Source organism: Citrobacter sp. RHBSTW-00859 (assembly GCF_013729795.1).
GTDB classification, from domain to species: Bacteria; Pseudomonadota; Gammaproteobacteria; order Enterobacterales; family Enterobacteriaceae; genus Citrobacter; species Citrobacter braakii.
The window spans coordinates 1,067,066-1,087,605 of sequence record NZ_CP056284.1 but is presented as its reverse complement, the minus strand read 5'-3'; the positions used below and the strand labels follow the sequence as shown (position 1 = coordinate 1,087,605).

Annotated in this window: 23 protein-coding genes; 11 read left to right on the top strand and 12 right to left on the bottom strand. The window is 46.4% G+C overall.

Annotated elements, in window-relative coordinates; all coding sequences use genetic code 11:
- Positions 1–162 precede the first annotated feature (162 nt).
- On the top strand, positions 163–1,023 hold the full coding sequence (locus HV302_RS05405) for an ankyrin repeat domain-containing protein (protein ID WP_181627012.1): 861 nt from the start codon (positions 163–165) through the stop codon (positions 1,021–1,023).
- A gap of 108 nt (positions 1,024–1,131) precedes the next feature.
- Here the strand turns inward: HV302_RS05405 and HV302_RS05400 are convergent, their stop codons facing one another.
- A complete protein-coding gene (locus tag HV302_RS05400) occupies positions 1,132–2,112 on the bottom strand; it encodes an IS5-like element IS5 family transposase (RefSeq protein ID WP_042934497.1) in 981 nt (326 codons plus the stop codon).
- Between the two features lie 592 nt (positions 2,113–2,704).
- On the opposite strand from HV302_RS05400, the gene HV302_RS05395 reads away from it, so the two are divergent.
- The 7 genes from HV302_RS05395 to HV302_RS05365 all read left to right on the top strand — a co-directional run bounded on the left by HV302_RS05395 (position 2,705) and on the right by HV302_RS05365 (position 7,134).
- Complete coding sequence (locus HV302_RS05395) at positions 2,705–3,145, top strand: hypothetical protein (protein WP_159140893.1); 441 nt, start codon at positions 2,705–2,707, stop codon at positions 3,143–3,145.
- A gap of 15 nt (positions 3,146–3,160) precedes the next feature.
- Positions 3,161–4,105, top strand: a complete 945-nt coding sequence (locus HV302_RS05390; RefSeq protein WP_181627011.1) for an ankyrin repeat domain-containing protein — start codon at positions 3,161–3,163, stop codon at positions 4,103–4,105.
- A 177-nt stretch (positions 4,106–4,282) separates the two neighbouring features.
- Positions 4,283–4,687: a hypothetical protein gene (locus HV302_RS05385; protein ID WP_032186624.1), complete on the top strand. Its 405-nt coding sequence runs from the start codon at positions 4,283–4,285 to the stop codon at positions 4,685–4,687.
- Positions 4,684–5,889 carry a relaxase/mobilization nuclease domain-containing protein gene (locus tag HV302_RS05380; RefSeq protein ID WP_089518305.1) on the top strand — a complete coding sequence of 402 codons (1,206 nt, stop codon included), beginning with the start codon at positions 4,684–4,686 and terminating at the stop codon, positions 5,887–5,889. The genes HV302_RS05385 and HV302_RS05380 overlap by 4 nt, the downstream gene beginning before the upstream one ends.
- Positions 5,890–6,078: 189 nt before the next feature.
- Positions 6,079–6,351, top strand: a complete 273-nt coding sequence (locus HV302_RS05375) for a hypothetical protein (protein WP_032186627.1) — start codon at positions 6,079–6,081, stop codon at positions 6,349–6,351.
- Positions 6,352–6,400: 49 nt separating this feature from the next.
- The gene (locus tag HV302_RS05370; RefSeq protein WP_023294354.1) at positions 6,401–6,787 is read left to right on the top strand and encodes a hypothetical protein; all 387 of its coding nucleotides are present in this window, start codon (positions 6,401–6,403) and stop codon (positions 6,785–6,787) included.
- Between the two features lie 26 nt (positions 6,788–6,813).
- A complete protein-coding gene (locus HV302_RS05365; protein ID WP_016239768.1) occupies positions 6,814–7,134 on the top strand; it encodes a hypothetical protein in 321 nt (106 codons plus the stop codon).
- Positions 7,135–7,279: 145 nt separating this feature from the next.
- Here the strand turns inward: HV302_RS05365 and HV302_RS05360 are convergent, their stop codons facing one another.
- Positions 7,280–7,705: a hypothetical protein gene (locus HV302_RS05360; protein ID WP_004114857.1), complete on the bottom strand. Its 426-nt coding sequence runs from the start codon at positions 7,703–7,705 to the stop codon at positions 7,280–7,282.
- Positions 7,706–8,688: 983 nt separating this feature from the next.
- On the opposite strand from HV302_RS05360, the gene HV302_RS05355 reads away from it, so the two are divergent.
- Complete coding sequence (locus HV302_RS05355) at positions 8,689–9,255, top strand: helix-turn-helix domain-containing protein (protein ID WP_016239675.1); 567 nt, start codon at positions 8,689–8,691, stop codon at positions 9,253–9,255.
- 89 nt (positions 9,256–9,344) lie between these two features.
- On the opposite strand, the gene HV302_RS05350 is transcribed toward HV302_RS05355, so the two are convergent.
- Together HV302_RS05350 and HV302_RS05345 are read right to left on the bottom strand one after the other, a co-directional pair.
- Complete coding sequence (locus HV302_RS05350; RefSeq protein ID WP_004114867.1) at positions 9,345–9,920, bottom strand: hypothetical protein; 576 nt, start codon at positions 9,918–9,920, stop codon at positions 9,345–9,347.
- A gap of 11 nt (positions 9,921–9,931) precedes the next feature.
- Positions 9,932–11,386, bottom strand: a complete 1,455-nt coding sequence (locus HV302_RS05345) for a tyrosine-type recombinase/integrase (RefSeq protein ID WP_001530776.1) — start codon at positions 11,384–11,386, stop codon at positions 9,932–9,934.
- 159 nt (positions 11,387–11,545) lie between these two features.
- Here HV302_RS05345 and mutS point away from each other — a divergent pair, with 159 nt between their 5' ends.
- Positions 11,546–14,113, top strand: a complete 2,568-nt coding sequence (gene mutS / locus HV302_RS05340; RefSeq protein WP_181627441.1) for a DNA mismatch repair protein MutS — start codon at positions 11,546–11,548, stop codon at positions 14,111–14,113.
- A 79-nt stretch (positions 14,114–14,192) separates the two neighbouring features.
- On the opposite strand, the gene rpoS is transcribed toward mutS, so the two are convergent.
- Together rpoS and nlpD are read right to left on the bottom strand one after the other, a co-directional pair.
- A complete protein-coding gene (gene rpoS / locus HV302_RS05335; RefSeq protein ID WP_000081498.1) occupies positions 14,193–15,185 on the bottom strand; it encodes an RNA polymerase sigma factor RpoS in 993 nt (330 codons plus the stop codon).
- A gap of 62 nt (positions 15,186–15,247) precedes the next feature.
- Positions 15,248–16,330: a murein hydrolase activator NlpD gene (gene nlpD, locus HV302_RS05330; RefSeq protein ID WP_230330220.1), complete on the bottom strand. Its 1,083-nt coding sequence runs from the start codon at positions 16,328–16,330 to the stop codon at positions 15,248–15,250.
- On the opposite strand from nlpD, the gene HV302_RS28170 reads away from it, so the two are divergent.
- Positions 16,233–16,460, top strand: coding sequence for a hypothetical protein (locus HV302_RS28170; protein ID WP_223870215.1), 228 nt, complete (start codon positions 16,233–16,235; stop codon positions 16,458–16,460). The two genes, nlpD and HV302_RS28170, sit on opposite strands and share 98 nt — an antisense overlap.
- A gap of 32 nt (positions 16,461–16,492) precedes the next feature.
- On the opposite strand, the gene HV302_RS05325 is transcribed toward HV302_RS28170, so the two are convergent.
- From HV302_RS05325 to ftsB, 6 genes are read right to left on the bottom strand one after another with little or no spacing between them, the layout of a single operon-like run.
- Positions 16,493–17,119 (bottom strand): protein-L-isoaspartate(D-aspartate) O-methyltransferase, encoded by a 627-nt coding sequence (locus tag HV302_RS05325; RefSeq protein ID WP_003034172.1) that lies wholly within the window; start codon positions 17,117–17,119, stop codon positions 16,493–16,495.
- Positions 17,113–17,874 carry a 5'/3'-nucleotidase SurE gene (gene surE, locus HV302_RS05320; RefSeq protein WP_016157332.1) on the bottom strand — a complete coding sequence of 254 codons (762 nt, stop codon included), beginning with the start codon at positions 17,872–17,874 and terminating at the stop codon, positions 17,113–17,115. The genes HV302_RS05325 and surE overlap by 7 nt, the downstream gene beginning before the upstream one ends.
- Positions 17,855–18,904 carry a tRNA pseudouridine(13) synthase TruD gene (gene truD, locus HV302_RS05315; protein ID WP_016154208.1) on the bottom strand — a complete coding sequence of 350 codons (1,050 nt, stop codon included), beginning with the start codon at positions 18,902–18,904 and terminating at the stop codon, positions 17,855–17,857. Before truD ends, surE begins: the two co-directional genes overlap by 20 nt.
- Entirely contained in the window at positions 18,901–19,380 is a 480-nt protein-coding gene (gene ispF / locus HV302_RS05310; RefSeq protein ID WP_016154209.1) for a 2-C-methyl-D-erythritol 2,4-cyclodiphosphate synthase, read from the bottom strand. The genes truD and ispF overlap by 4 nt, the downstream gene beginning before the upstream one ends.
- Positions 19,380–20,090 (bottom strand): 2-C-methyl-D-erythritol 4-phosphate cytidylyltransferase, encoded by a 711-nt coding sequence (gene ispD, locus HV302_RS05305; RefSeq protein ID WP_016154210.1) that lies wholly within the window; start codon positions 20,088–20,090, stop codon positions 19,380–19,382. Before ispD ends, ispF begins: the two co-directional genes overlap by 1 nt.
- 18 nt (positions 20,091–20,108) lie before the next feature.
- Positions 20,109–20,420, bottom strand: coding sequence for a cell division protein FtsB (gene ftsB / locus HV302_RS05300; protein ID WP_003034163.1), 312 nt, complete (start codon positions 20,418–20,420; stop codon positions 20,109–20,111).
- Between the last annotated feature and the right edge of the window lie 120 nt (positions 20,421–20,540).

Sequence of the window (20,540 nt, the reverse complement as noted above, 5' to 3'; positions counted from 1 at the left end):
CCACATCACATAGGATAACCTTAACGCCCCTATGTTCCATTAAGTTAAGAATAACCTTAAGCAAACCAAATCAGATACCCCCTAATAAAACAAAAATAAATTTGAATACCGTAAAATCTGGTGTCATTAATATCTTGAAAACAACAAAAAAGGAGATAAACAATGATATCAAGAGAAAATAATAAAAATAACCTATTCCGTGTAAAGTCTAAAAATGGTGTCCTTCGTTGCCTTAAGGCTGGCATGGATATAAATATGTGCAATAGTAAAGGTCAAACTGCTCTTTTTACCTGTAATGTACCTGAAGCTATACAGGCAATGATTGACGCTGACATTGACATTCACCACTTGGATAATGACGGTAATAATGCATTATTCTATGCTCAAAATGTTGAAACAGTGGAACTTCTTGTCAGCAATGGTATTAATGTTAACCACCGGAATAAGTCAGGCACCCTTGCGATTCAACATATTGATGTTTCACCAGGGTTAGTAAAATATCTTATCAAAGCAGGACTAGATATCCATACCAAAGATAGCTATGGCAATTCCTTTCTTTTCATTCCATTTGAAGGATATGTGTACGATGCACTAATTGAGGCAGGTTGCGACATTAATCATAAAAATATAAGTGGACAGACAGCATTCGATCACTGGCAGTCAGAAAATAATAGCATAGTTGGTAAATATACGCACTGGGAATCTAAAAATGATAACTACATGCGCTTCCTTATCCGTAATATTCACCTTACAAATAGTTCAAAAATTGTATTCAAGAACATTACATTTAAATCAATTGAGCTGTTGTCATTGCTTATAAAACAAAAAAATGAATTTGAGATAAGTGATAAATGTATCATAACACCAACAAATGCCGACGCTAAAAAATTAATTTTACAACTAAAGAAGCTGACAGACATTAGTCATGTTTGGTTTTACATAAGCAGTACATATCTACTGACGCACTATGCAGGAAGACTGCTAAGGAAGGTGCGAATAAGCGGGGAAATTCTTCTCGGCTGACTCAGTCATTTCATTTCTTCATGTTTGAGCCGATTTTTTCTCCCGTAAATGCCTTGAATCAGCCTATTTAGACCGTTTCTTCGCCATTTAAGGCGTTATCCCCAGTTTTTAGTGAGATCTCTCCCACTGACGTATCATTTGGTCCGCCCGAAACAGGTTGGCCAGCGTGAATAACATCGCCAGTTGGTTATCGTTTTTCAGCAACCCCTTGTATCTGGCTTTCACGAAGCCGAACTGTCGCTTGATGATGCGAAATGGGTGCTCCACCTTGGCCCGGATGCTGGCTTTCATGTATTCGATGTTGATGGCCGTTTTGTTCTTGCGTGGATGCTGTTTCAAGGTTCTTACCTTGCCGGGGCGCTCGGCGATCAGCCAGTCCACATCCACCTCGGCCAGCTCCTCGCGCTGTGGCGCCCCTTGGTAGCCGGCATCGGCTGAGACAAATTGCTCCTCTCCATGCAGCAGATTACCCAGCTGATTGAGGTCATGCTCGTTGGCCGCGGTGGTGACTAGGCTGTGGGTCAGGCCACTCTTGGCATCGACACCAATGTGGGCCTTCATGCCAAAGTGCCACTGATTGCCTTTCTTGGTCTGATGCATCTCCGGATCGCGTTGCTGCTCTTTGTTCTTGGTCGAGCTGGGTGCCTCAATGATGGTGGCATCGACCAAGGTGCCTTGAGTCATCATGACGCCTGCTTCGGCCAGCCAGCGATTGATGGTCTTGAACAATTGGCGGGCCAGTTGATGCTGCTCCAGCAGGTGGCGGAAATTCATGATGGTGGTGCGGTCAGGCAAGGCGCTATCCAGGGATAACCGGGCAAACCGACGCATGGAGGCGATTTCGTACAGAGCATCTTCCATCGCGCCATCGCTCAGGTTGTACCAATGCTGCATGCAGTGAATGCGTAGCATGGTTTCCAGCGGATAAGGTCGCCGGCCATTACCAGCCTTGGGGTAAAACGGCTCGATGACTTCCACCATGTTTTGCCATGGCAGAATCTGCTCCATACGGGACAAGAAAATCTCTTTTCTGGTCTGACGGCGCTTACTGCTGAATTCACTGTCGGCGAAGGTAAGTTGATGACTCATGATGAACCCTGTTCCATGGCTCCAGATGACAAACATGATCTCATATCAGGGACTTGTTCGCACCTTCCCTAATTAAATGGTTAATACGTAATGATATAAAAGTTGATATAGAATCGCTAAAAGAACGCTACTTTTATGAAGAAATCCTCCAGGACAAATTACAGAGAGAGCAAAAGGTTTTACGAACAACGCTTCAACCAGTTACCTGTAAAGCAATTACAAAAAAAAGATTATGAATTGAATCTGCCTGAACACTCTCCCCTTGGCTTTAACCTTTAGTTAGATAGCCAAGGGGCGCGAACATCATTAATTTAATACAAAGCCCCACATTGCACCTTTGCACTTTGATAAATTTATTTTTTAAAACACCCTCATCGCCAATTCATACTATATCAATCACTACTCTCAAACCAAATCAATCAAATAAAACACAGCACTTTTTGATAAAAATAAAATAACAATAAAAAACAACACCTTATATGAAATATAATAAAAATATAACTATTTAATTAAATAAATATAAAAATATATTTGCATTTTGTTTATTTAATAATATATATTTCCTTTGTTAATTAAATAAAGGAGAACTAAAATGAATAAAACAAAATATCCAAGCCTGACTAACTATCTCGCCAAAACAAAAAAGAACGCAGATCTTTATAGATTATATAATCCACAATTTTCTTTTTTCTGCAAAAGTGACACTCAGGAGCAAAGATTTTATTTCGATTATTTCTCAAGACATATGGTCTCGAAGAGAAATATTTTAACCGTATTCTCTATCTATACATTCACCTCTTATAACATGAACAAAAAAGAGACAATAAAAAATTTCATTCGATTTCTCAAAACGACGAATGAAAGTACATTCCATAATGCTTTTTCATTTCGCGGTGGTAACATTTTGTATGTAAGCAACAAAAACATGTTGAAAGAGATCTCATGGTTTTCACTCGCTCGAATTTACGAAGACATTAAAAAAATAGAGGAATATAAAACCAACCATGACAACTATATCAGATTAGTCGCTTAACAGAGGAGAAAAATTATGAATAACAACGCAATAAATACATTACTCTCTTGTAAAACTCCAAAAGACATTCAGGCTTGCATTAATGCAGGCTCCGATATTAATACACTGGATTCGTTTGGAAGAAATTTACTGTTTTACTGTAAAAACCCAAGAATGATTGACACTCTGGTTAAAGCAGGAATAGATTTTAACCATGCTGACAACTATGGTCACAATGTTTTGTTTAACCAGCGAAATCCTCACATACTGAAAAAATTGATTGATTCCGGCGTAGATATACACCATAAAAATGGTCTCGGCCAAACCTGTTTATGCTCGTTAGCTGATAATATATCCTGTTGCAAAACCCTGATCAATGCTGGAATTAATGTCAACAATGTGGATAAATGCGGAAGAACAATACTTTTTTACGTAAAAAATCACTCTATCTTTGATTTGATGGTACAGGCCGGTTGCGATATAAACCACAGAGATAACCAGGGTCACGGTATTTTTGAAATTTGCTATTCATTAGGCGATTTCAAAGCCAAAATGCTCATTCGTCATATTAGTATGAAGGATAGCAGTCCAGTAATTTTCAACTACCTCAACAGCGAAAGTCTGCAGATAATGGATTTGCTTCAGAAGAAAAACCTTAACTTTACTATCTCTGATAACTGCCAGGTTTATCTAAGTGCCAATGAAAATGAAATGAGCTCTTTCTTCAGTGAACTAAAGAAGAAGACAGATATCAGCAACACACATTTTCGCCATATTGTACTGCGAGGTTATGATTTACGCGGGGACATTGAAACCATTAAATGGTTTATCCGCAATGACATCAAAATGGATAAAAAACAACTGGAACAGCATATTCGACATGATGAGATTTGTAAATATATAGCAGAACATGAGAAAAAGAAACTTAGCGAAATTATGAAACAAACAATCTCTTTAATGCCAGTAAAACGTAGATTGTAACCTCCGCCCCTCCTCACTGTCATAATGAATTTAATATGAACCCTATTTTTACCCAGAGCAGATTACCTAATTAGCAATCTGCTCCACCTATCTTATTTATAAATTTCGACACTGCCTTGACTTATTTTACCAATGCGCTAACTGTAGATCATGAACACATTTTAAAAAAGGTTAGATATGCATAAAAATGAAAGTAAAGAAGATCTATCAAGAAGCTCAAGAAGAGGTAAATTCCATACAGCAAAATATTCACCTAATGAAGTTCGAACTCACTGCGTCAGCGTTCGGTTAAACGAAGAAGAATTATCTATTCTCGATAGTAAAAGAGGCCCTTATAAAAAAGGGGAATGGCTAAGAATGGCATCCCTCAACAAACTCCCACCGGTATTACCTGAAATCAATCGTGAAGCATGGATTAAACTCGGCAACCTTTCACAGGATTTAAACCGCCTGCTGAATCATCTCGACAGCAAAAGCCCTGACAGCGAACTGACCCGTACAGAACTCTTCGCCCTGCGCAGACAAATCAAAACTCTCAGGGATCACCTTATTCCATCAACCTTTCTGGAGCCAACTCAATGAAAGGTATGCAGAAAATAAAGCGGGGTAAACAGTTCGCAGGTGTTGTTCTCTATAGCCTTAAGTCAGGATCTCACCACAAAATCACGCCTTATATTATCGGTGGCAACATGACGGGAAGCACTGCTGCTGAACTTATCAGTGAATTTGAAGGCACAAGACTACTGCGCCCCGGTGTCGCCAAACCTGTCTGGCATAATTCGCTTCGCCTGCCAAAGGGAGAAACACTGTCAGTCAGACAATGGGCGGCATTCGCTGACGATTATATGACCCGGATGGGATTCACTGAAACCCATCTTCGCTGCTATATCATGCACGATGATTCGGACGGGCAGCATATCCATATAATAGCTAACAGAATTAACATGGTCGGTGGGAAGCTGTACCTTGGGAAAAATGAAAATCTTATCAGTACCCGGATTATCAGCGAGCTGGAGAAAGTCCACAAACTCACTCAAACCACATCTGCAATCAGTAGTCATAGTCAGGAGAAAAGAAAACCCTCCCGCAACGAGCTGATGATGGCTGAAAGAACGACAACTCCCTGCCCCAGGTCCACTCTGCAGAGCCTGATTGATAATGCGTTAACCGGCCGCCCTGATTTGCTGACTTTTATCACTATGCTGGAAAAGGAAGGCGTGAACTGTAAACCTAATATCGCCTCAACGGGAAAAATGAACGGCTTTTCATTTCAGTACCAGGGCATTGCCTTTAAAGCGTCTCAGCTTGGAAAAAAGTATGGCTGGTCTTCTCTGCAAACACAGATTGATTTTACACCAGAGCACCTGGCTTTACTGAAAAAAGAGCAACAGCAGACTGTGCCAGTGCCAGTGCCAGTGCCAGTGCCATCATGCGAGCCTGAAGAACAGGCTGCAAACCGGGAAACGATTCTGGAGAAAATCCTTCAGCTTGAAGAAAAAATTCGTCTGGAAAGACAACAGGAAACAGTGGGTGTCATTCAGCTCAGGAGCAAGCTGCACAATACAACCCGTCAGATACCCCGCCAGCGTCGCCTGAAGGCGTGGCTTTTACTACTCAGCCAAATTGTTGTACTTCTAAGGCGCAAGGGACTGTCACTGCTGCATGCCACAATACATCATTTCCGCAAGATTCTTCATCTGCACCTATTAGAACCCATTCCTTTCACAGCTGGTCATTCCCTTCAGGAACAATCAGTTAGTAATAACCAGCACCTCACACCATAAGAATCCTTAGTTTATAATGTAATGATAGTCAATAAATTATTGATCGTTTATATAGATCGATAATTTGATTACGATAGCTAAAATCTATCGCAAAGCAATCATCGATCGGTACAAGCAATTTTACTAAAGCGGGTCATTCATCGAAAATGTTCAAAAATACATCACCTTAAATCAGGCCATGGAGTCATGATGGATAATAAAACGATTAGCTGCCCCTTCTGCTTTACACAAAGCCCGCACGGCGTGCGGATTTGCAAAGGCTGCCATGCAAAAGTGGCCTATGGTGAAAGTCCGCTCAGTGTGGCATTCCTTTTTCAATTCGTGGCATTAGCTCTCGCCTGGTTAGTATTTTCATTGACTGGCAGCACTCCTGTCTCAGTCATTACGTTTTTTGCCAGCGTCATTATTCTTATCTGCATTATTAAACAGAAATATGCAGACAGAGTTGTTTTTATACGGTGATATTAATTTCATACCACCGCAAACATAAAAAATTAATATAAGAGAACTTATGAACAGATTCATGATTTCTGTGTTTTTTATTTCTTCTTTACTTATTTCTGGCTGTTCAACATCAGGCAACCAGCATCTAAAAAAAGAAACATCACAAAGTCTGCTGTCGAAAATCATCAAAAATAAAACAACGAAATCAGAAATCATTACCGCATTCGGTCAGCCCGAAACCAAAACTACACTTGATAGTGGCAATGAAGAATGGACTTACTCGATGGACAACAATCAGTTTGATGCCACCACATTCATTCCCGTGATTGGACTGCTGACAGGGGGTTCACAGACGCAGGCCAAAACGCTGGAAATCGAATTTAAAGGCGAAACGGTCAGCAATTGGACGTTCTCTGAAAACAACAGCAAGATGAAAACCGGTCTTATTCAATAATGTACTCTACAGTCTGGGATTATTTTATGAAAACATATGCATTTACCACACTCATTGCGTCCATTTTTTTGCTGAGTGGCTGTACCGGTGAACCGTCTGAGCAGGATATTTACACTGCGATGAATAAGGTCGTGGAGCAGACGAATGCCATCGTTAAATCCATAGCAGGTAAAGATGTCCCGAAAGACGCACTGCGGGAATTAAAATCTGTCAAAAAGCATGACTGCGTGAAAGTATCGGATAAAAGCTATAAATGCAATGTAACAGCTGTTGTCGATAACGAAAAACGCACAGCGGCTGTCACGCTGGTCAAAACGGATGATGGCTGGCAGGTCGTTGATAAGTAAACCCACCTTAAAGCCATCACGACAGGCGGGACGCCAACTGGGTGGCTCCTGCCTTTTTAATACTCGATTATGACCTGCCGGAAACGCCAGCTCCATTTCTCTCCACCATTCAGCATCCCATTCCTTGTACACGCTGCTGCCGCTATCAAAGTCTTTTCCTGATCACTGAGCCTGGCGGAGTATAAGCCAGAGAGCCTGCAATGCGTTTCTTTTCATACTGAGCCAGCAAATCAGCATAAATATGCTCTGCTTCGTCCAGATTGCCTGAAATATAATTCACAAGTGAATTCAGGCAATGCAGCAATGTATTGCTGTTTGCAAGCTTCCTGAGCAGAGTTGTGTTCAGGGTTGAAACGACTCCTGTAAACATCTGCATAATATTATCAACGTGATAACATGAATTGCGATACTGCGCCCGTGAATAAAAATACTTCAGATGATACCCGGCGAAGAGAACATAAAGTTTTTTGTAAAAGACATTGTTATTAACGCTGTTGTGATGATGGGTTATAAATTTATCAACAACATGTATAAACTTTTCCTCCTGAGATAAAACATCAATAGCACTCATAATTTTCTCCATTTTTTGTTTTTATAATTAAGTACTATCATCTTCAAAAATAAAATCAATAGTAATTTAAAAATATTTTTATAAAGCAATATTTATTCTATTCTCACTTAAAACAGCTTTCACTGTGGAGATATTGAGTCCTCCAGATTACATTACTATTTCATATTTCAATTATCTGAGTCATTTCCATATTTCAGATAAAAAAACCACAGGAATTTTTTTGAGAGCGTGCTACGCACTGGCTTACGCCCCGACTACCGATAAATGTTAATTATTTTTACCAAACCGGTGAAAACCATAATTTTGTTTCCCTGGCAGCGCCGCTGAGTGCCCACAGCACTCACTCGCTGAAGCAGAAAGGGTTTTTCCGAAGGGTCCCGGCGTGAGCCGTACTCAGCAAATGGGCAAATCATGTATCTGTGTTCGCTTTCCCGATCAACTCAGCCTCCTGATTTTTTGCGCGAAGCGTATTTGTAATGACAGTTAACCTCAGGTCTATGAACTCGTGCGCGAAGCGTATTTATACTTACAGAAAATACTGTAGTAATGTTCTGAAGCCCAATGGCGCAACACACAGTTGCGCAGGCTTCACTTAAGAAATGATATTATGTAAGAAAAACAATAATAAAAGTGTTTTCATCAGGTACACCAAGGCCTTGAGTATCGTTCTAATGCAAAACTGTGGTTTCTTATTTCTTTATCACTCTTTTATCTTGCAGAACACAATTGAAAATTAACCAATAAAATCAAATAATTAAACAAACCCTGCCGTTATTAATTTCAGAACCAAAAATCATTAATTACATAACAGGTGATGGTGAAATTTAGCACCCCTTGTTTTAAATTTGATAACCAACCATCTCCCACTAAATAACAACCGTAAAATCTCAAAAGTAAATACAATTAAATAATGCTACCAATCAAGTTGACAAATAAATTAAATGTGCCATATATGTAATCACAACAATAAAAAAGGAGCCATCATGTCAATCACAAGCGTTGTATTAACTAAAGAACAAAAGTCCATTATTGCAGAAGCATTAGAGGTTATGCCCGAAGATCTGGAAGAAATAAAAATTAAAGCAAATAGCTATAAAAAAACGTCATTCAGAGACGATTTCTCAATGATATTCAAAGGCAATATGGCCACACTCGCCAGGATGGATTTGACGCCCACAGCGTTTAGAATTGTGCTTTATCTCTTCTCAGTAATTGATTATGGAAATATTATCCCTGATTTTTCACAGTCACGTATAGCCAAAGATCTTGGGCTGAATAAATCAAATGTCTCACGCGCATTCAAAGAGTTATTTGAGAGAAAAATACTTATTCGTGACGCCATAGATAACCAAGTATACCTTAATTCAAACTTGTGTGTTAAAGGAATCCCTCGTCGTTTCAATGAAGATCTGATGGATAAATTTAGAAAGTCCAGACTGGAGACAGAAGACTTTGCCAATTCGTTTAACTTTTATCGTGCAGGGAGTAAAACAAAGCCGGTTAAAAATCCCAAAAGAAGATATCCTACAGACGGCATTCCATTTGATTAAAATAATAAATAATGCTGTTGAACAATTTATACTTCCGCAAATGACTATTTCCCAACATAAATTCAATTTTATATTGGGAATGAAATTAATCATAAAATATCATTAAGTATATGACGTTCTTGTTCAATTTCACATGATTTAACCATCCCACTTAGTACACTAACAAAAACGTCATTCCATTTCTGGCGCTCTCTCGAAGCATGCCAGTTCTCAAACAACACTTTCTCAAGAGAGATCCAAATAACTTCTGCGCGAGAGGTATTTAATAGCTCCTTGAATACTTCGTCAGATACAGTAAGGGCATGAGAATAAATTTTATTATCAATAGTCCAGAAAGGCTCTGGCTTGGTAAAATCAGCCAAAGAAGCAAAAGCCAACCCACGGACCTGTGCTGCTTCCATTGTGCTGTTCACTTTATGATTATCCCGCCAGGTTTTTAAATCACCCAACAGATAATTTACGCGTTGATTTCTTGCTTTGCTATCTTCAGCTTGGTATTGGATATAAGCAGGGCCATTACCAGTCTGGCGATAACGAGCCAATGTTTTGACACTTACACCAAGGTAAAGGGCCGAAACTTCAGCACTCAGGGTTGCATCATCTGGCATACTACCAAATAGCCGCCATACTTCAGCATATTCTCTTAAAGTATCGATTGCACTCATTCCCTGTCCCCCTAATTTGTTGGCAATGGTTGATATTTCGCCGAAGCCAAAAGTGTATTATACAACTCAGGTACTGTCATCAGCATATGAAGCTCAATCCGTTGAAGTGCCTCAAAAACTCGCTCGTTATCAGGCTCAGCATATCTTTCAGTAGGGTCCGTGGTATTACGGTGGTTAAGCAATCTTTTCACCACTGCATACGAAGTTAGTTCTTCTGCAACACGGCCAAAAGTTCTTCGCAGATCGTGCATTCCCAGCTTCATTATTCCAGCTTCCTGACAGATATACTCGCGCAAGCTTTTACTGTCAGAATAATGTCCAACCTTGCTTCGTGATGAACGAGCCGGAAAAACCCATTTGCGTTTATCTGCCCGTATTTCGGTATCGTTGACGATATCTCGTCGGTCTTCCAGAATTCGCTTTGTAGCATCACAGATTGGAAGCTCATGGTCGTTACGATTTTTCGTGTCGTAAAAGCGAATAACCCGGTTTTCGAGATCGACATAGCTTGTCGTTCTGACTTCCTCTTCTGTCAGGGCCTCTCGCCAGCACAGTGTTGCTGTCTCTTCTTTCCTGGCTCCTGTCAAAATGGTCAGCAACAGATAATCACAACCCAAACGATTAAAACCTCTCTTATTGTGTAATGCAGCTAGAAACCGTCCCAAAGTATCTTTGGGGGACAATGGATTTCGTACGCCCTTGGCACGATAGCTATCTTCCAGCTCAGATCGTGTTCTGAACTTCTTCTGTACCTTTAAAATTGAAAAAGGATTATAGGACAACGAAGGTTGTCGTTGCTGGGTCTGAGCATTCCCAGCTTCAATCTCGATTGCGTGTTTTACAGCAACATTGGCCCACCTAAAAGTCTGTTCTGCTGCTGTTCTGGCTCTTGAAGCAATCTCGTCAAACTTTCGAAGGATTTCATTACCAGTAAGATCCTTGATTCGAAGGTTTTGCCATTCTTTCAACCGATTCTCAGCTTTGTCTAACACATTGAGAGTGTTTGGTTTAGCAGGTTTGGTTCTGCCAAGTAAGTGACTCCTGTATTGGGCAAAAGCTTCACTCACGGTCAATTCAGCCAGATCGAGTTCCCTTTTAATCTTGTTGGGATTTCTCTTTGTTGCAATCATTGTCTGAACCAACTGCCGAGCTGCCTCACGGGCTTGATCGATACTCGGAAAATCGGACACATTCCCAACCTTTACTTTCAAGACAGAGCTTGGCTTCTTACCCTCACTGACATTACGATCTGAAGAGGCTACTCTTCGCTGGATTACATAGGTTTTTTTCGTCAAACTGACCTTCACACCGAAGCCAACGGGTGAATCTCGATGATCGTCAAAAACTATGTAAGGTTTTTGGTCAGGGTTGGCTTCGAAAACGACTTTTCCAGAGCTACTGAGCTCAGGCTTAACATTAATACTTAACTTGTTGATAATAAAAGCCTGATTGAGAGTTGTTTTCAAAGTATCACCACCATTTGTAACCCAAAGAAGGAGTACAACCAATCTATCACGCTTTGGGCTACAAGTGAGCTACAAATTTATGGGTTTATGTGGGTTTAAAGGGGTTTTACCTGGGGCCATATGAGCACTTGAAAGAATTAAAAAATGAGTAAAATCAATATGAATGAAGACATTGATAAGGACTTCTCTAGCCATACCCCCATGATGCAGCAGTATCTCAAGCTGAAGGCTCAGCACCCGGAAATACTGCTGTTTTACCGCATGGGCGACTTTTACGAACTGTTTTATGACGATGCGAAACGCGCGTCTCAGTTGCTTGATATCTCCCTGACCAAACGCGGCGCATCTGCGGGCGAGCCAATCCCGATGGCAGGCATTCCTCATCATGCGGTAGAAAACTACCTCGCCAAGCTGGTCAATCAGGGTGAGTCCGTTGCTATTTGTGAACAGATTGGCGATCCGGCGACCAGCAAAGGCCCGGTTGAGCGCAAAGTGGTACGTATTGTCACACCAGGCACCATCAGTGATGAAGCGTTGTTGCAGGAACGCCAGGACAACCTGCTGGCCGCCATCTGGCAAGACAGTAAAGTGTACGGCTACGCTACGCTGGATATCAGCTCCGGGCGTTTTCGTGTCAGTGAACCCGCTGACCGCGAAACCATGGCCGCGGAATTGCAGCGCACCAACCCTGCTGAATTGCTGTATGCCGAGGATTTTGCCGAAACCTCGCTGATAGAGGGACGTCGCGGCCTGCGTCGTCGTCCGCTGTGGGAATTTGAAATTGATACCGCCCGTCAGCAGTTAAATCTGCAGTTCGGCACGCGGGATCTGATTGGCTTTGGCGTGGAAAACGCCCCACGCGGGTTATGCGCTGCCGGCTGTCTGCTGCAATACGTAAAAGATACCCAACGCACCTCGCTGCCGCATATTCGTTCCATCACCATGGAGCGTCAGCAGGACAGCATCATTATGGACGCCGCCACACGCCGCAATCTGGAAATCACCCAGAACCTGGCGGGCGGGGTGGAAAACACGCTGGCTTCAGTACTCGACTGCACCGTGACACCGATGGGTAGCCGTATGCTCAAGCGCTGGCTGCATATGCCGGTCCGCGACACCAAAATCCTCACCGAGCGCCAACAGACTATCGGCGCGCTGCAGGATACCACCAGCGAATTACAACCCGTGCTGCGTCAGGTAGGCGATCTGGAACGTATTCTGGCGCGTCTGGCCCTGCGTACTGCGCGCCCGCGCGATCTGGCTCGTATGCGTCATGCCTTCCAGCAATTACCCGAACTGCGCGCACAACTGGAAAACGTAGACAGTGCCCCCGTGCAGATGCTGCGCGAGAAAATGGGTGAGTTTACTGAGCTGCGTGAACTGTTGGAGCGTGCCGTCGTGGAAGCTCCGCCAGTGCTCGTACGTGACGGCGGCGTCATTGCCCCAGGCTACAATGAAGAGCTTGATGAATGGCGAGCGCTGGCTGATGGCGCCACGGACTACCTCGACAGACTGGAAATCCGCGAACGCGAACGCACCGGTCTGGACACGCTGAAAGTAGGATTTAACGCCGTGCACGGCTACTACATTCAGATCAGCCGTGGGCAAAGTCATCTGGCGCCAATTAACTACGTACGTCGCCAGACATTGAAAAACGCCGAACGCTACATTATTCCGGAACTGAAAGAGTACGAAGACAAAGTTCTGACCTCAAAAGGCAAAGCGCTGGCGCTGGAAAAACAGCTGTATGACGAACTGTTCGACATGCTGCTGCCACACCTGGCTGATTTGCAACAGAGCGCCAGCGCGCTGGCGGAGTTGGACGTGCTGGTCAACCTCGCGGAGCGTGCTTATACCCTGAATTACACCTGCCCGATCTTCACCGATAAACCCGGCATTCGTATTACCGAGGGCCGTCATCCGGTGGTTGAACAGGTGCTGACCGAGCCGTTTATCGCCAACCCGCTTAACCTCTCGCCTCAGCGACGGATGCTGATCATCACCGGCCCAAACATGGGGGGTAAAAGTACCTATATGCGCCAGACTGCGTTGATTGCGCTACTGGCCTATATCGGCAGCTACGTTCCGGCACAGAAAGTCGAGATCGGGCCTATCGATCGTATCTTTACCCGCGTGGGCGCGGCGGATGATCTGGCATCAGGTCGTTCCACATTCATGGTAGAAATGACCGAAACCGCCAACATTCTGCATAACGCCACCGAGAACAGTCTGGTGCTGATGGATGAGATTGGACGCGGCACCTCCACCTACGACGGCCTGTCGCTGGCATGGGCATGCGCAGAAAATCTGGCGAATAAAATCAAAGCATTAACTTTATTTGCGACCCACTACTTCGAACTGACGCAGTTACCGGAGAAGATGGAGGGCGTCGCTAATGTGCATCTGGATGCGTTAGAGCACGGCGATACCATCGCCTTCATGCACAGCGTGCAGGATGGCGCGGCGAGCAAGAGCTATGGTCTGGCAGTCGCTGCCCTGGCTGGCGTACCGAAAGAGGTGATCAAACGCGCGCGGCAAAAACTGCGCGAACTGGAAAGCATCGCGCCAAATGTTGCCGCAACCCAGGTCGACGGTACGCAAATGTCGCTGCTGTCAGTACCGGAAGAAACGTCACCCGCCGTTGATGCGCTGGAAAACCTCGACCCGGATTCGCTAACGCCTCGCCAGGCGCTGGAGTGGATCTACCGGTTGAAAAGTCTGGTGTAGTAAAAAGAGCCCGATAGCGTTAGCCCTAAAGAAAAAGGCCAGTCTCAATGAGACTGGCCTTTCTTGATAGAACTTGTGCTTACTCGCGGAAAAGCGCTTCGATATTCAGTCCCTGAGTCTGCAGAATTTCACGCAGACGACGCAGACCTTCAACCTGAATCTGGCGAACACGTTCACGAGTGAGACCAATTTCACGGCCCACATCTTCCAGTGTCGCAGCTTCGTACCCCAGCAGACCAAAACGACGTGCCAGCACTTCACGCTGTTTGGCGTTCAGTTCGAACAGCCATTTGACGATGCTCTGTTTCATATCATCGTCTTGCGTGGTGTCTTCCGGACCGTTTTCCTTTTCATCGGCCAGAATATCCAGCAACGCTTTTTCGGAATCGCCACCCAGCGGGGTGTCTACCGAGGTAATACGCTCGTTGAGTCGGAGCATACGGCTGACGTCATCAACCGGTTTATCCAGTTGTTCAGCAATCTCTTCTGCACTCGGTTCGTGGTCCAGTTTATGCGACAACTCACGCGCGGTACGCAGATAGACGTTCAGCTCTTTTACAATGTGAATCGGCAGCCGGATCGTACGGGTTTGGTTCATAATCGCCCGTTCGATCGTCTGGCGGATCCACCAGGTTGCGTATGTTGAGAAGCGGAACCCACGTTCCGGGTCAAACTTCTCGACGGCACGGATAAGCCCTAAATTGCCCTCTTCAATCAGGTCCAGCAATGCCAGACCACGATTGCCATAACGACGAGCAATTTTCACCACCAGACGCAGGTTACTTTCAATCATGCGACGGCGAGATGCGACATCTCCACGCAGTGCGCGACGCGCAAAATAAACTTCTTCTTCGGCTGTTAACAGTGGTGAATAACCAATCTCACCAAGGTAAAGCTGAGTCGCGTCCAACACACGCTGTGTGGCCCCCTGCGATAACAGCTCTTCTTCAGCCAGGTCGTTATCACTGGGTTCCTCTTCACTCAAGGCTTTTTCATCAAAAGCCTCTACTCCGTTCTCATCAAATTCCGCATCTTCATTTAAATCATGAACTTTCAGCGTATTCTGACTCATAAAGGTGGCTCCTACCCGTGATCCCTAACGGAACTAGCACGTGAAAGCCTGGTTCCGCCTAATTATCGCTGCGGTAAATAGCGCAGCGGGTTTACGGATTTCCCCTTGTAACGAATTTCAAAATGCAAGCGTGTTGAACTGGTTCCGGTGCTACCCATGGTAGCTATTTTCTGCCCCGCCTTGATTTCTTGTTGTTCCCGGACCAGCATTGTATCGTTATGGGCGTAGGCGCTCAGGTAATCATCGTTATGTTTGATGATAATAAGATTACCGTAACCACGCAGCGCATTACCGGCATAGACGACGCGTCCATCTGCGGTCGCGACAATAGCCTGTCCTTTGCTGCCTGCAATGTCGATCCCTTTATTGCCACCTTCGGTAGCCGCAAAGTTTTCGATCACTTTGCCGTCAGTCGGCCAGCGCCAGGTAGAGATTGGCGAGCTAGTCGACGTTGAGCTTGCAGTTGATTCGGTTGTGCTAACTGCTGGAGCCGTTACAGGCGCTGTGACCACAGTCCCAGCAGGCTTGTTGTTCGGCAACATTTTGTTAGCACTTTGTTCACCTGAATCCTCAGAATACGTAATTGTTGGTTTCGAAGCAACAGCAACGGTGGAATTTTGTGCAGGGTTGGTCACAACTCCTTGCTGTGCTGCATCCGCCTGGGTGATGGCATTGCCACCGGTAATCGGTGCGCCAGACGCGTTGCCCACTTGCAGAGTTTGACCGACATTCAGGCCATACGGGGCCGGAACGTTATTGCGTTGTGCGAGGTCACGGAAATCGTTCCCGGTGATCCAGGCAATATAGAAAAGGGTATCGCCTTTCTTAACAGTATAGGTACTGCCGCCCGTGTAGCTACCTTTCGGAATATTCCCATACTTACGATTGTATACAATACGACCGTTTTCCATCTGCACAGGCTGTTGAGCAACAGGCTGGATTTGCGTTGGCTGTGTGGTTGGTTGCTGCACCGACTGGATCTGTGGCGTCTGCTGTACGGTCGACGTCGAGCCCATTTTGGGTGGAGGCGTAATCAGCATGCCAGAACTGGTGTTCGTTGATGCACTACCGTTAACCGAGCTGACCGGCGCTGGTGGATTCGAGGTGTTTGAACAACCTGCCAGCCATAGTGAAACCAGTGACAATGCCGCAATGCGGCGAACGGTAAATTTGTGGCTTCCCGCGCTCATTTATCCCCCAGGAAAATTGGTTAAAACCAGTGACGTAATCACCGTGCAAGGCCCCGTCACAATACGCTTACTCTTTCGAGAATAACCAGGAAAACTCCAGGTATTCAGCAGCGCTATCTACGCAAGCTCCCCTTTCACTAAGGGAACGAAACGTACGGCCTCCACGGTATCGATAATAAATTCGCCTCCCCGACGACGCACCCGCTTCAGAAACTGGTGCTCATCGCCCACGGGTAAGACGAGAATGCCGCCCTCATCCAGCTGCATCATCAATGCGGTTGGGATCTCGGGCGGCGCTGCCGTTACAATGATAGCGTCAAACGGAGCTCGCGCCTGCCAGCCTTGCCATCCATCACCATGACGGGTCGAAACATTATGTAAATCAAGCTGCTTCAGGCGGCGACGCGCCTGCCATTGCAAACCTTTAATGCGCTCAACGGAGCACACATGATGCACCAGGTGCGCCAGAATCGCCGTCTGGTAGCCAGAGCCAGTACCAATTTCCAGCACCCGAGACTGCGGCGTTAGCTCAAGCAGTTCGGTCATTCGCGCAACCATATAAGGCTGCGAAATCGTCTGCCCCTGACCAATAGGCAGGGCAATATTGTCCCAGGCCTTATGTTCAAACGCCTCATCAATGAATTTTTCACGCGGCACGGCGGCGAGCGCATCGAGGACAAGCTCATCTCTGATGCCCTGCGCACGTAATTGTTCAAGAAGAGTGTGTACGCGTCTGCTTACCATTGCGTGTCGACTCCCACGCTGTCTAACCAGTCAGAAACCACTTCATGCGCGCCGTATGCGGTTAAATCGACATGCAGCGGCGTGATAGAAACATAGCCTTCATCGACGGCGGCAAAATCCGTATCCGGCCCGGCGTCGCACTTTTCACCCGGTGGCCCGATCCAGTACAGCGTATTACCGCGTGGGTCCTGCTGTGGAATAACCTGATCCGCCGGATGGCGACTGCCGCAGCGCGTGACGCGAATACCTTTAATCTGATCCAGTGGTAAATCCGGCACGTTGATATTCAAAATGCGACCGGTGCGCAGCGGTTCACGACTCAGCGCCCGTAAGATACGACAGGTTACTGCGGCAGCAGTCTCGTAGTGTTTATGGCCATCAAGTGAGACAGCCAGCGCCGGGAACCCCAGATGACGACCTTCCATTGCCGCCGCAACGGTACCGGAATAGATAACATCATCACCCAGATTAGGACCCGCATTAATACCAGAAACGACAATGTCCGGACGCGGACGCATTAATGCGTTCACGCCCAGATAAACGCAGTCGGTGGGCGTACCCATTTGTACGGCGATATCGCCGTTATCATAGGTAAAGGTGCGAAGTGAGGATTCCAGCGTCAGCGAGTTAGACGCGCCACTGCGGTTACGATCCGGGGCAACCACCTGTACGTCAGCAAACTCACGCAGCGCTTTCGCCAGCGTTTGTATACCGGGTGCGTGGACCCCATCATCGTTACTCAGCAATATACGCATAATCACCCATTGTGTTAATAAGTTCCCTTACAACACTGGTGGCGAAGCTACCTGCCGGTAGCCAGAAGCGTAACTCGACGGTTACGTCATCCCACCAGTTCCAGCTTAATTGTTGTGGATACAGCAACATAGCGCGACGCGACGCGTCGACTTTCTCGCGCAATAACAGAGACTGCAGCGCGGTTTCATCAGCAACAGCGGCTTTTTCAAACGCCAGTGCGTCGCGCTGAGTTCCCCACTCACCGCTGCCCGGTAATGCCGCTGTGATCATCAATTCTTTCTCATCGACGCGACGCTGTAATTCAGTGTGTTCTTCCTGTGTGGCGACAAACCAGCTTCCGCGTCCGGATAATTGTAGCGCATCGCCGTCAACAACTTGATTAAAGTCTGTTTTTTTCAAGCGTTCACTGACTATCTGATTAAACAACGCGCTACGGGCCGCCGACAACCAAAAACTGCGTTTATTGCGATCGCGCACCGGCGCATCGCTTTGCGCCCAGCGCAGCGCCCCTTGCAGGTTGCTACCGCCGATACCAAAACGCTGAGCGCCAAAATAGTTCGGTACGCCGCGTTCGCTAATCGCCTGCAAACGCGCTTCAACGTCATTTCGCTCGCTCACTTCACGCAACACCAGCGTAAATTCGTTGCCTTTCAGCGCCCCTAAACGCAGCTTACGCTTGTGGCGCGCGTACTCCAGAACTTTACAGCCTTCGAGCTCAAATTTGCTTAGATCAGGCATTGCATTGCCCGGTACGCGCGCGCACAGCCACTGTTCCGTGACCGCATGCTTATCTTTCTGCCCGGCAAAGCTCACTTCACGGGCGTGAATTTTCAGGAATTTCGCCAGCGCGTCAGCCACAAAACGGGTGTTACAACCGTTCTTCAGGATGCGCACCAAAACATGCTCGCCTTCGCCATCCGGTTCGAAGCCTAAATCTTCGACGACAACAAAGTCTTCCGGATTCGCTTTCAGGACGCCATGGCCCAGTGGTTTGCCATGGAGATACGTCAGATCGTCAAACACAGTCATTTCGGTGCCTTAATGAGTAACGCCACCGCTTCACAGGCAATCCCTTCCCCACGCCCGGTAAAACCGAGTTTTTCCGTGGTGGTCGCTTTCACGTTAACATCATCCATATGGCAGCCGAGATCTTCGGCAATAAACACGCGCATTTGCGGAATGTGCGGCAGCATCTTCGGCGCCTGAGCAATAATTGTCACATCCACATTACCAAGCGTATAGCCTTTGGCCTGAATACGCCGCCAGGCTTCTCGCAATAATTCACGACTATCGGCACCTTTAAAGGTCGGGTCGGTGTCAGGGAAGAGTTTACCGATATCCCCCAGCGCAGCCGCGCCCAGCAGAGCATCGGTTAGCGCGTGTAACGCCACATCGCCATCAGAATGCGCCAGCAATCCTTTTTCATACGGGATGCGCACACCACCAATGATAATTGGGCCTTCTCCGCCAAAAGCGTGTACGTCGAAACCGTGTCCAATTCGCATTATGTCTTCTCCTGGTGGGTAGTCCGGGTCAGATAAAATTCGGCCAACGCCAAATCCTCTGGACGCGTTACTTTAATATTATCAGCCCGTCCTTCAACGAGCTGAGGGTGTAAGCCGCAATATTCCAGCGCCGAGGCCTCATCCGTAATGGTTGCGCCTTCGTGGAGCGCACGGGTCAGGCAGTCGTGCAACAGCTCGCGAGGGAAAAACTGCGGCGTCAACGCGTGCCATAAATCGGTGCGATCGACCGTATGGGCAATGTCTGTTCGGCCCGGCTCCGCGCGCTTCATCGTGTCGCGTACTGGTGCCGCCAGGATCCCGCCGGTGCGGCTGGTCTCACTGATTGCCAGCAAACGGGCTAAATCATCCTGGTGCAGACACGGACGCGCGGCGTCATGCACCAGAACCCAACTGGCCTCACCTGCGGCTTGCAAACCGGCAAGGACAGAATCGGCACGCTCGTTGCCGCCATCCACTACGGTAATTTGCGGATGCGCGGCGAGTGGCAGTTGGGCAAAGCGGCTGTCGCCTGGGCTGATAGCGATAACGACTCGCGTCACCCGGGGATGAGCCAGCAACGCATCAACCGAGTGTTCAAGAATGGTTTTATTGCCAATAGAGAGGTACTGCTTAGGACACTCTGTTTGCATTCGGCGGCCAAACCCGGCAGCCGGCACCACGGCGCAAACGTCCAATAAAGTGGCTGCCATGTTAAATCCCTGGACGGTTTATCGATTATTTTGCCCTGCAGTCTGAGCGCGTTTAGACGCGTCAGGCACCAGACGATAAAAGGTTTCGCCCGGCTTAGTCATGCTGAGTTCGTTGCGCGCGCGCTCCTCAATAGCCTCCTGTCCGCCATTGAGATCGTCAATTTCGGCAAAGAGCTGATCGTTACGTGCTTTAAGTTTCGCGTTCGTAGCTTGCTGCGCAGCAACATCATCGTTGACGCGACTATAGTCATGTATGCCGTTCTTACCGAACCACAGCGAATACTGCAGCCAGACCAATAAAGCCAGCAACAGCAGCGTTAGTTTACCCATCCTGCCCCCTGAAAAACGGCATTAACATCCCATAACTTCCGCAGACAACTTTACATCAACGGTCGGGAATGCCGCGACAACGCGGGCAAATGTACCACATTTACCCGTTGTTACGTATAC

Coding starts and splice junctions, on each gene's coding strand:
- HV302_RS05405 (WP_181627012.1), top strand. CDS start 163: ATGATATCAAGAGAAAATAATAAAAATAACCTATTCCGTGTAAAGTCT.
- HV302_RS05400 (WP_042934497.1), bottom strand. CDS start 2,112: ATGAGTCATCAACTTACCTTCGCCGACAGTGAATTCAGCAGTAAGCGC.
- HV302_RS05395 (WP_159140893.1), top strand. CDS start 2,705: ATGAATAAAACAAAATATCCAAGCCTGACTAACTATCTCGCCAAAACA.
- HV302_RS05390 (WP_181627011.1), top strand. CDS start 3,161: ATGAATAACAACGCAATAAATACATTACTCTCTTGTAAAACTCCAAAA.
- HV302_RS05385 (WP_032186624.1), top strand. CDS start 4,283: ATGCATAAAAATGAAAGTAAAGAAGATCTATCAAGAAGCTCAAGAAGA.
- HV302_RS05380 (WP_089518305.1), top strand. CDS start 4,684: ATGAAAGGTATGCAGAAAATAAAGCGGGGTAAACAGTTCGCAGGTGTT.
- HV302_RS05375 (WP_032186627.1), top strand. CDS start 6,079: ATGGATAATAAAACGATTAGCTGCCCCTTCTGCTTTACACAAAGCCCG.
- HV302_RS05370 (WP_023294354.1), top strand. CDS start 6,401: ATGAACAGATTCATGATTTCTGTGTTTTTTATTTCTTCTTTACTTATT.
- HV302_RS05365 (WP_016239768.1), top strand. CDS start 6,814: ATGAAAACATATGCATTTACCACACTCATTGCGTCCATTTTTTTGCTG.
- HV302_RS05360 (WP_004114857.1), bottom strand. CDS start 7,705: ATGAGTGCTATTGATGTTTTATCTCAGGAGGAAAAGTTTATACATGTT.
- HV302_RS05355 (WP_016239675.1), top strand. CDS start 8,689: ATGTCAATCACAAGCGTTGTATTAACTAAAGAACAAAAGTCCATTATT.
- HV302_RS05350 (WP_004114867.1), bottom strand. CDS start 9,920: ATGAGTGCAATCGATACTTTAAGAGAATATGCTGAAGTATGGCGGCTA.
- mutS (WP_181627441.1), top strand. CDS start 11,546: ATGAATGAAGACATTGATAAGGACTTCTCTAGCCATACCCCCATGATG.
- rpoS (WP_000081498.1), bottom strand. CDS start 15,185: ATGAGTCAGAATACGCTGAAAGTTCATGATTTAAATGAAGATGCGGAA.
- HV302_RS05325 (WP_003034172.1), bottom strand. CDS start 17,119: ATGGTAAGCAGACGCGTACACACTCTTCTTGAACAATTACGTGCGCAG.
- surE (WP_016157332.1), bottom strand. CDS start 17,874: ATGCGTATATTGCTGAGTAACGATGATGGGGTCCACGCACCCGGTATA.
- truD (WP_016154208.1), bottom strand. CDS start 18,904: ATGACTGTGTTTGACGATCTGACGTATCTCCATGGCAAACCACTGGGC.
- ispF (WP_016154209.1), bottom strand. CDS start 19,380: ATGCGAATTGGACACGGTTTCGACGTACACGCTTTTGGCGGAGAAGGC.
- ispD (WP_016154210.1), bottom strand. CDS start 20,090: ATGGCAGCCACTTTATTGGACGTTTGCGCCGTGGTGCCGGCTGCCGGG.
- ftsB (WP_003034163.1), bottom strand. CDS start 20,420: ATGGGTAAACTAACGCTGCTGTTGCTGGCTTTATTGGTCTGGCTGCAG.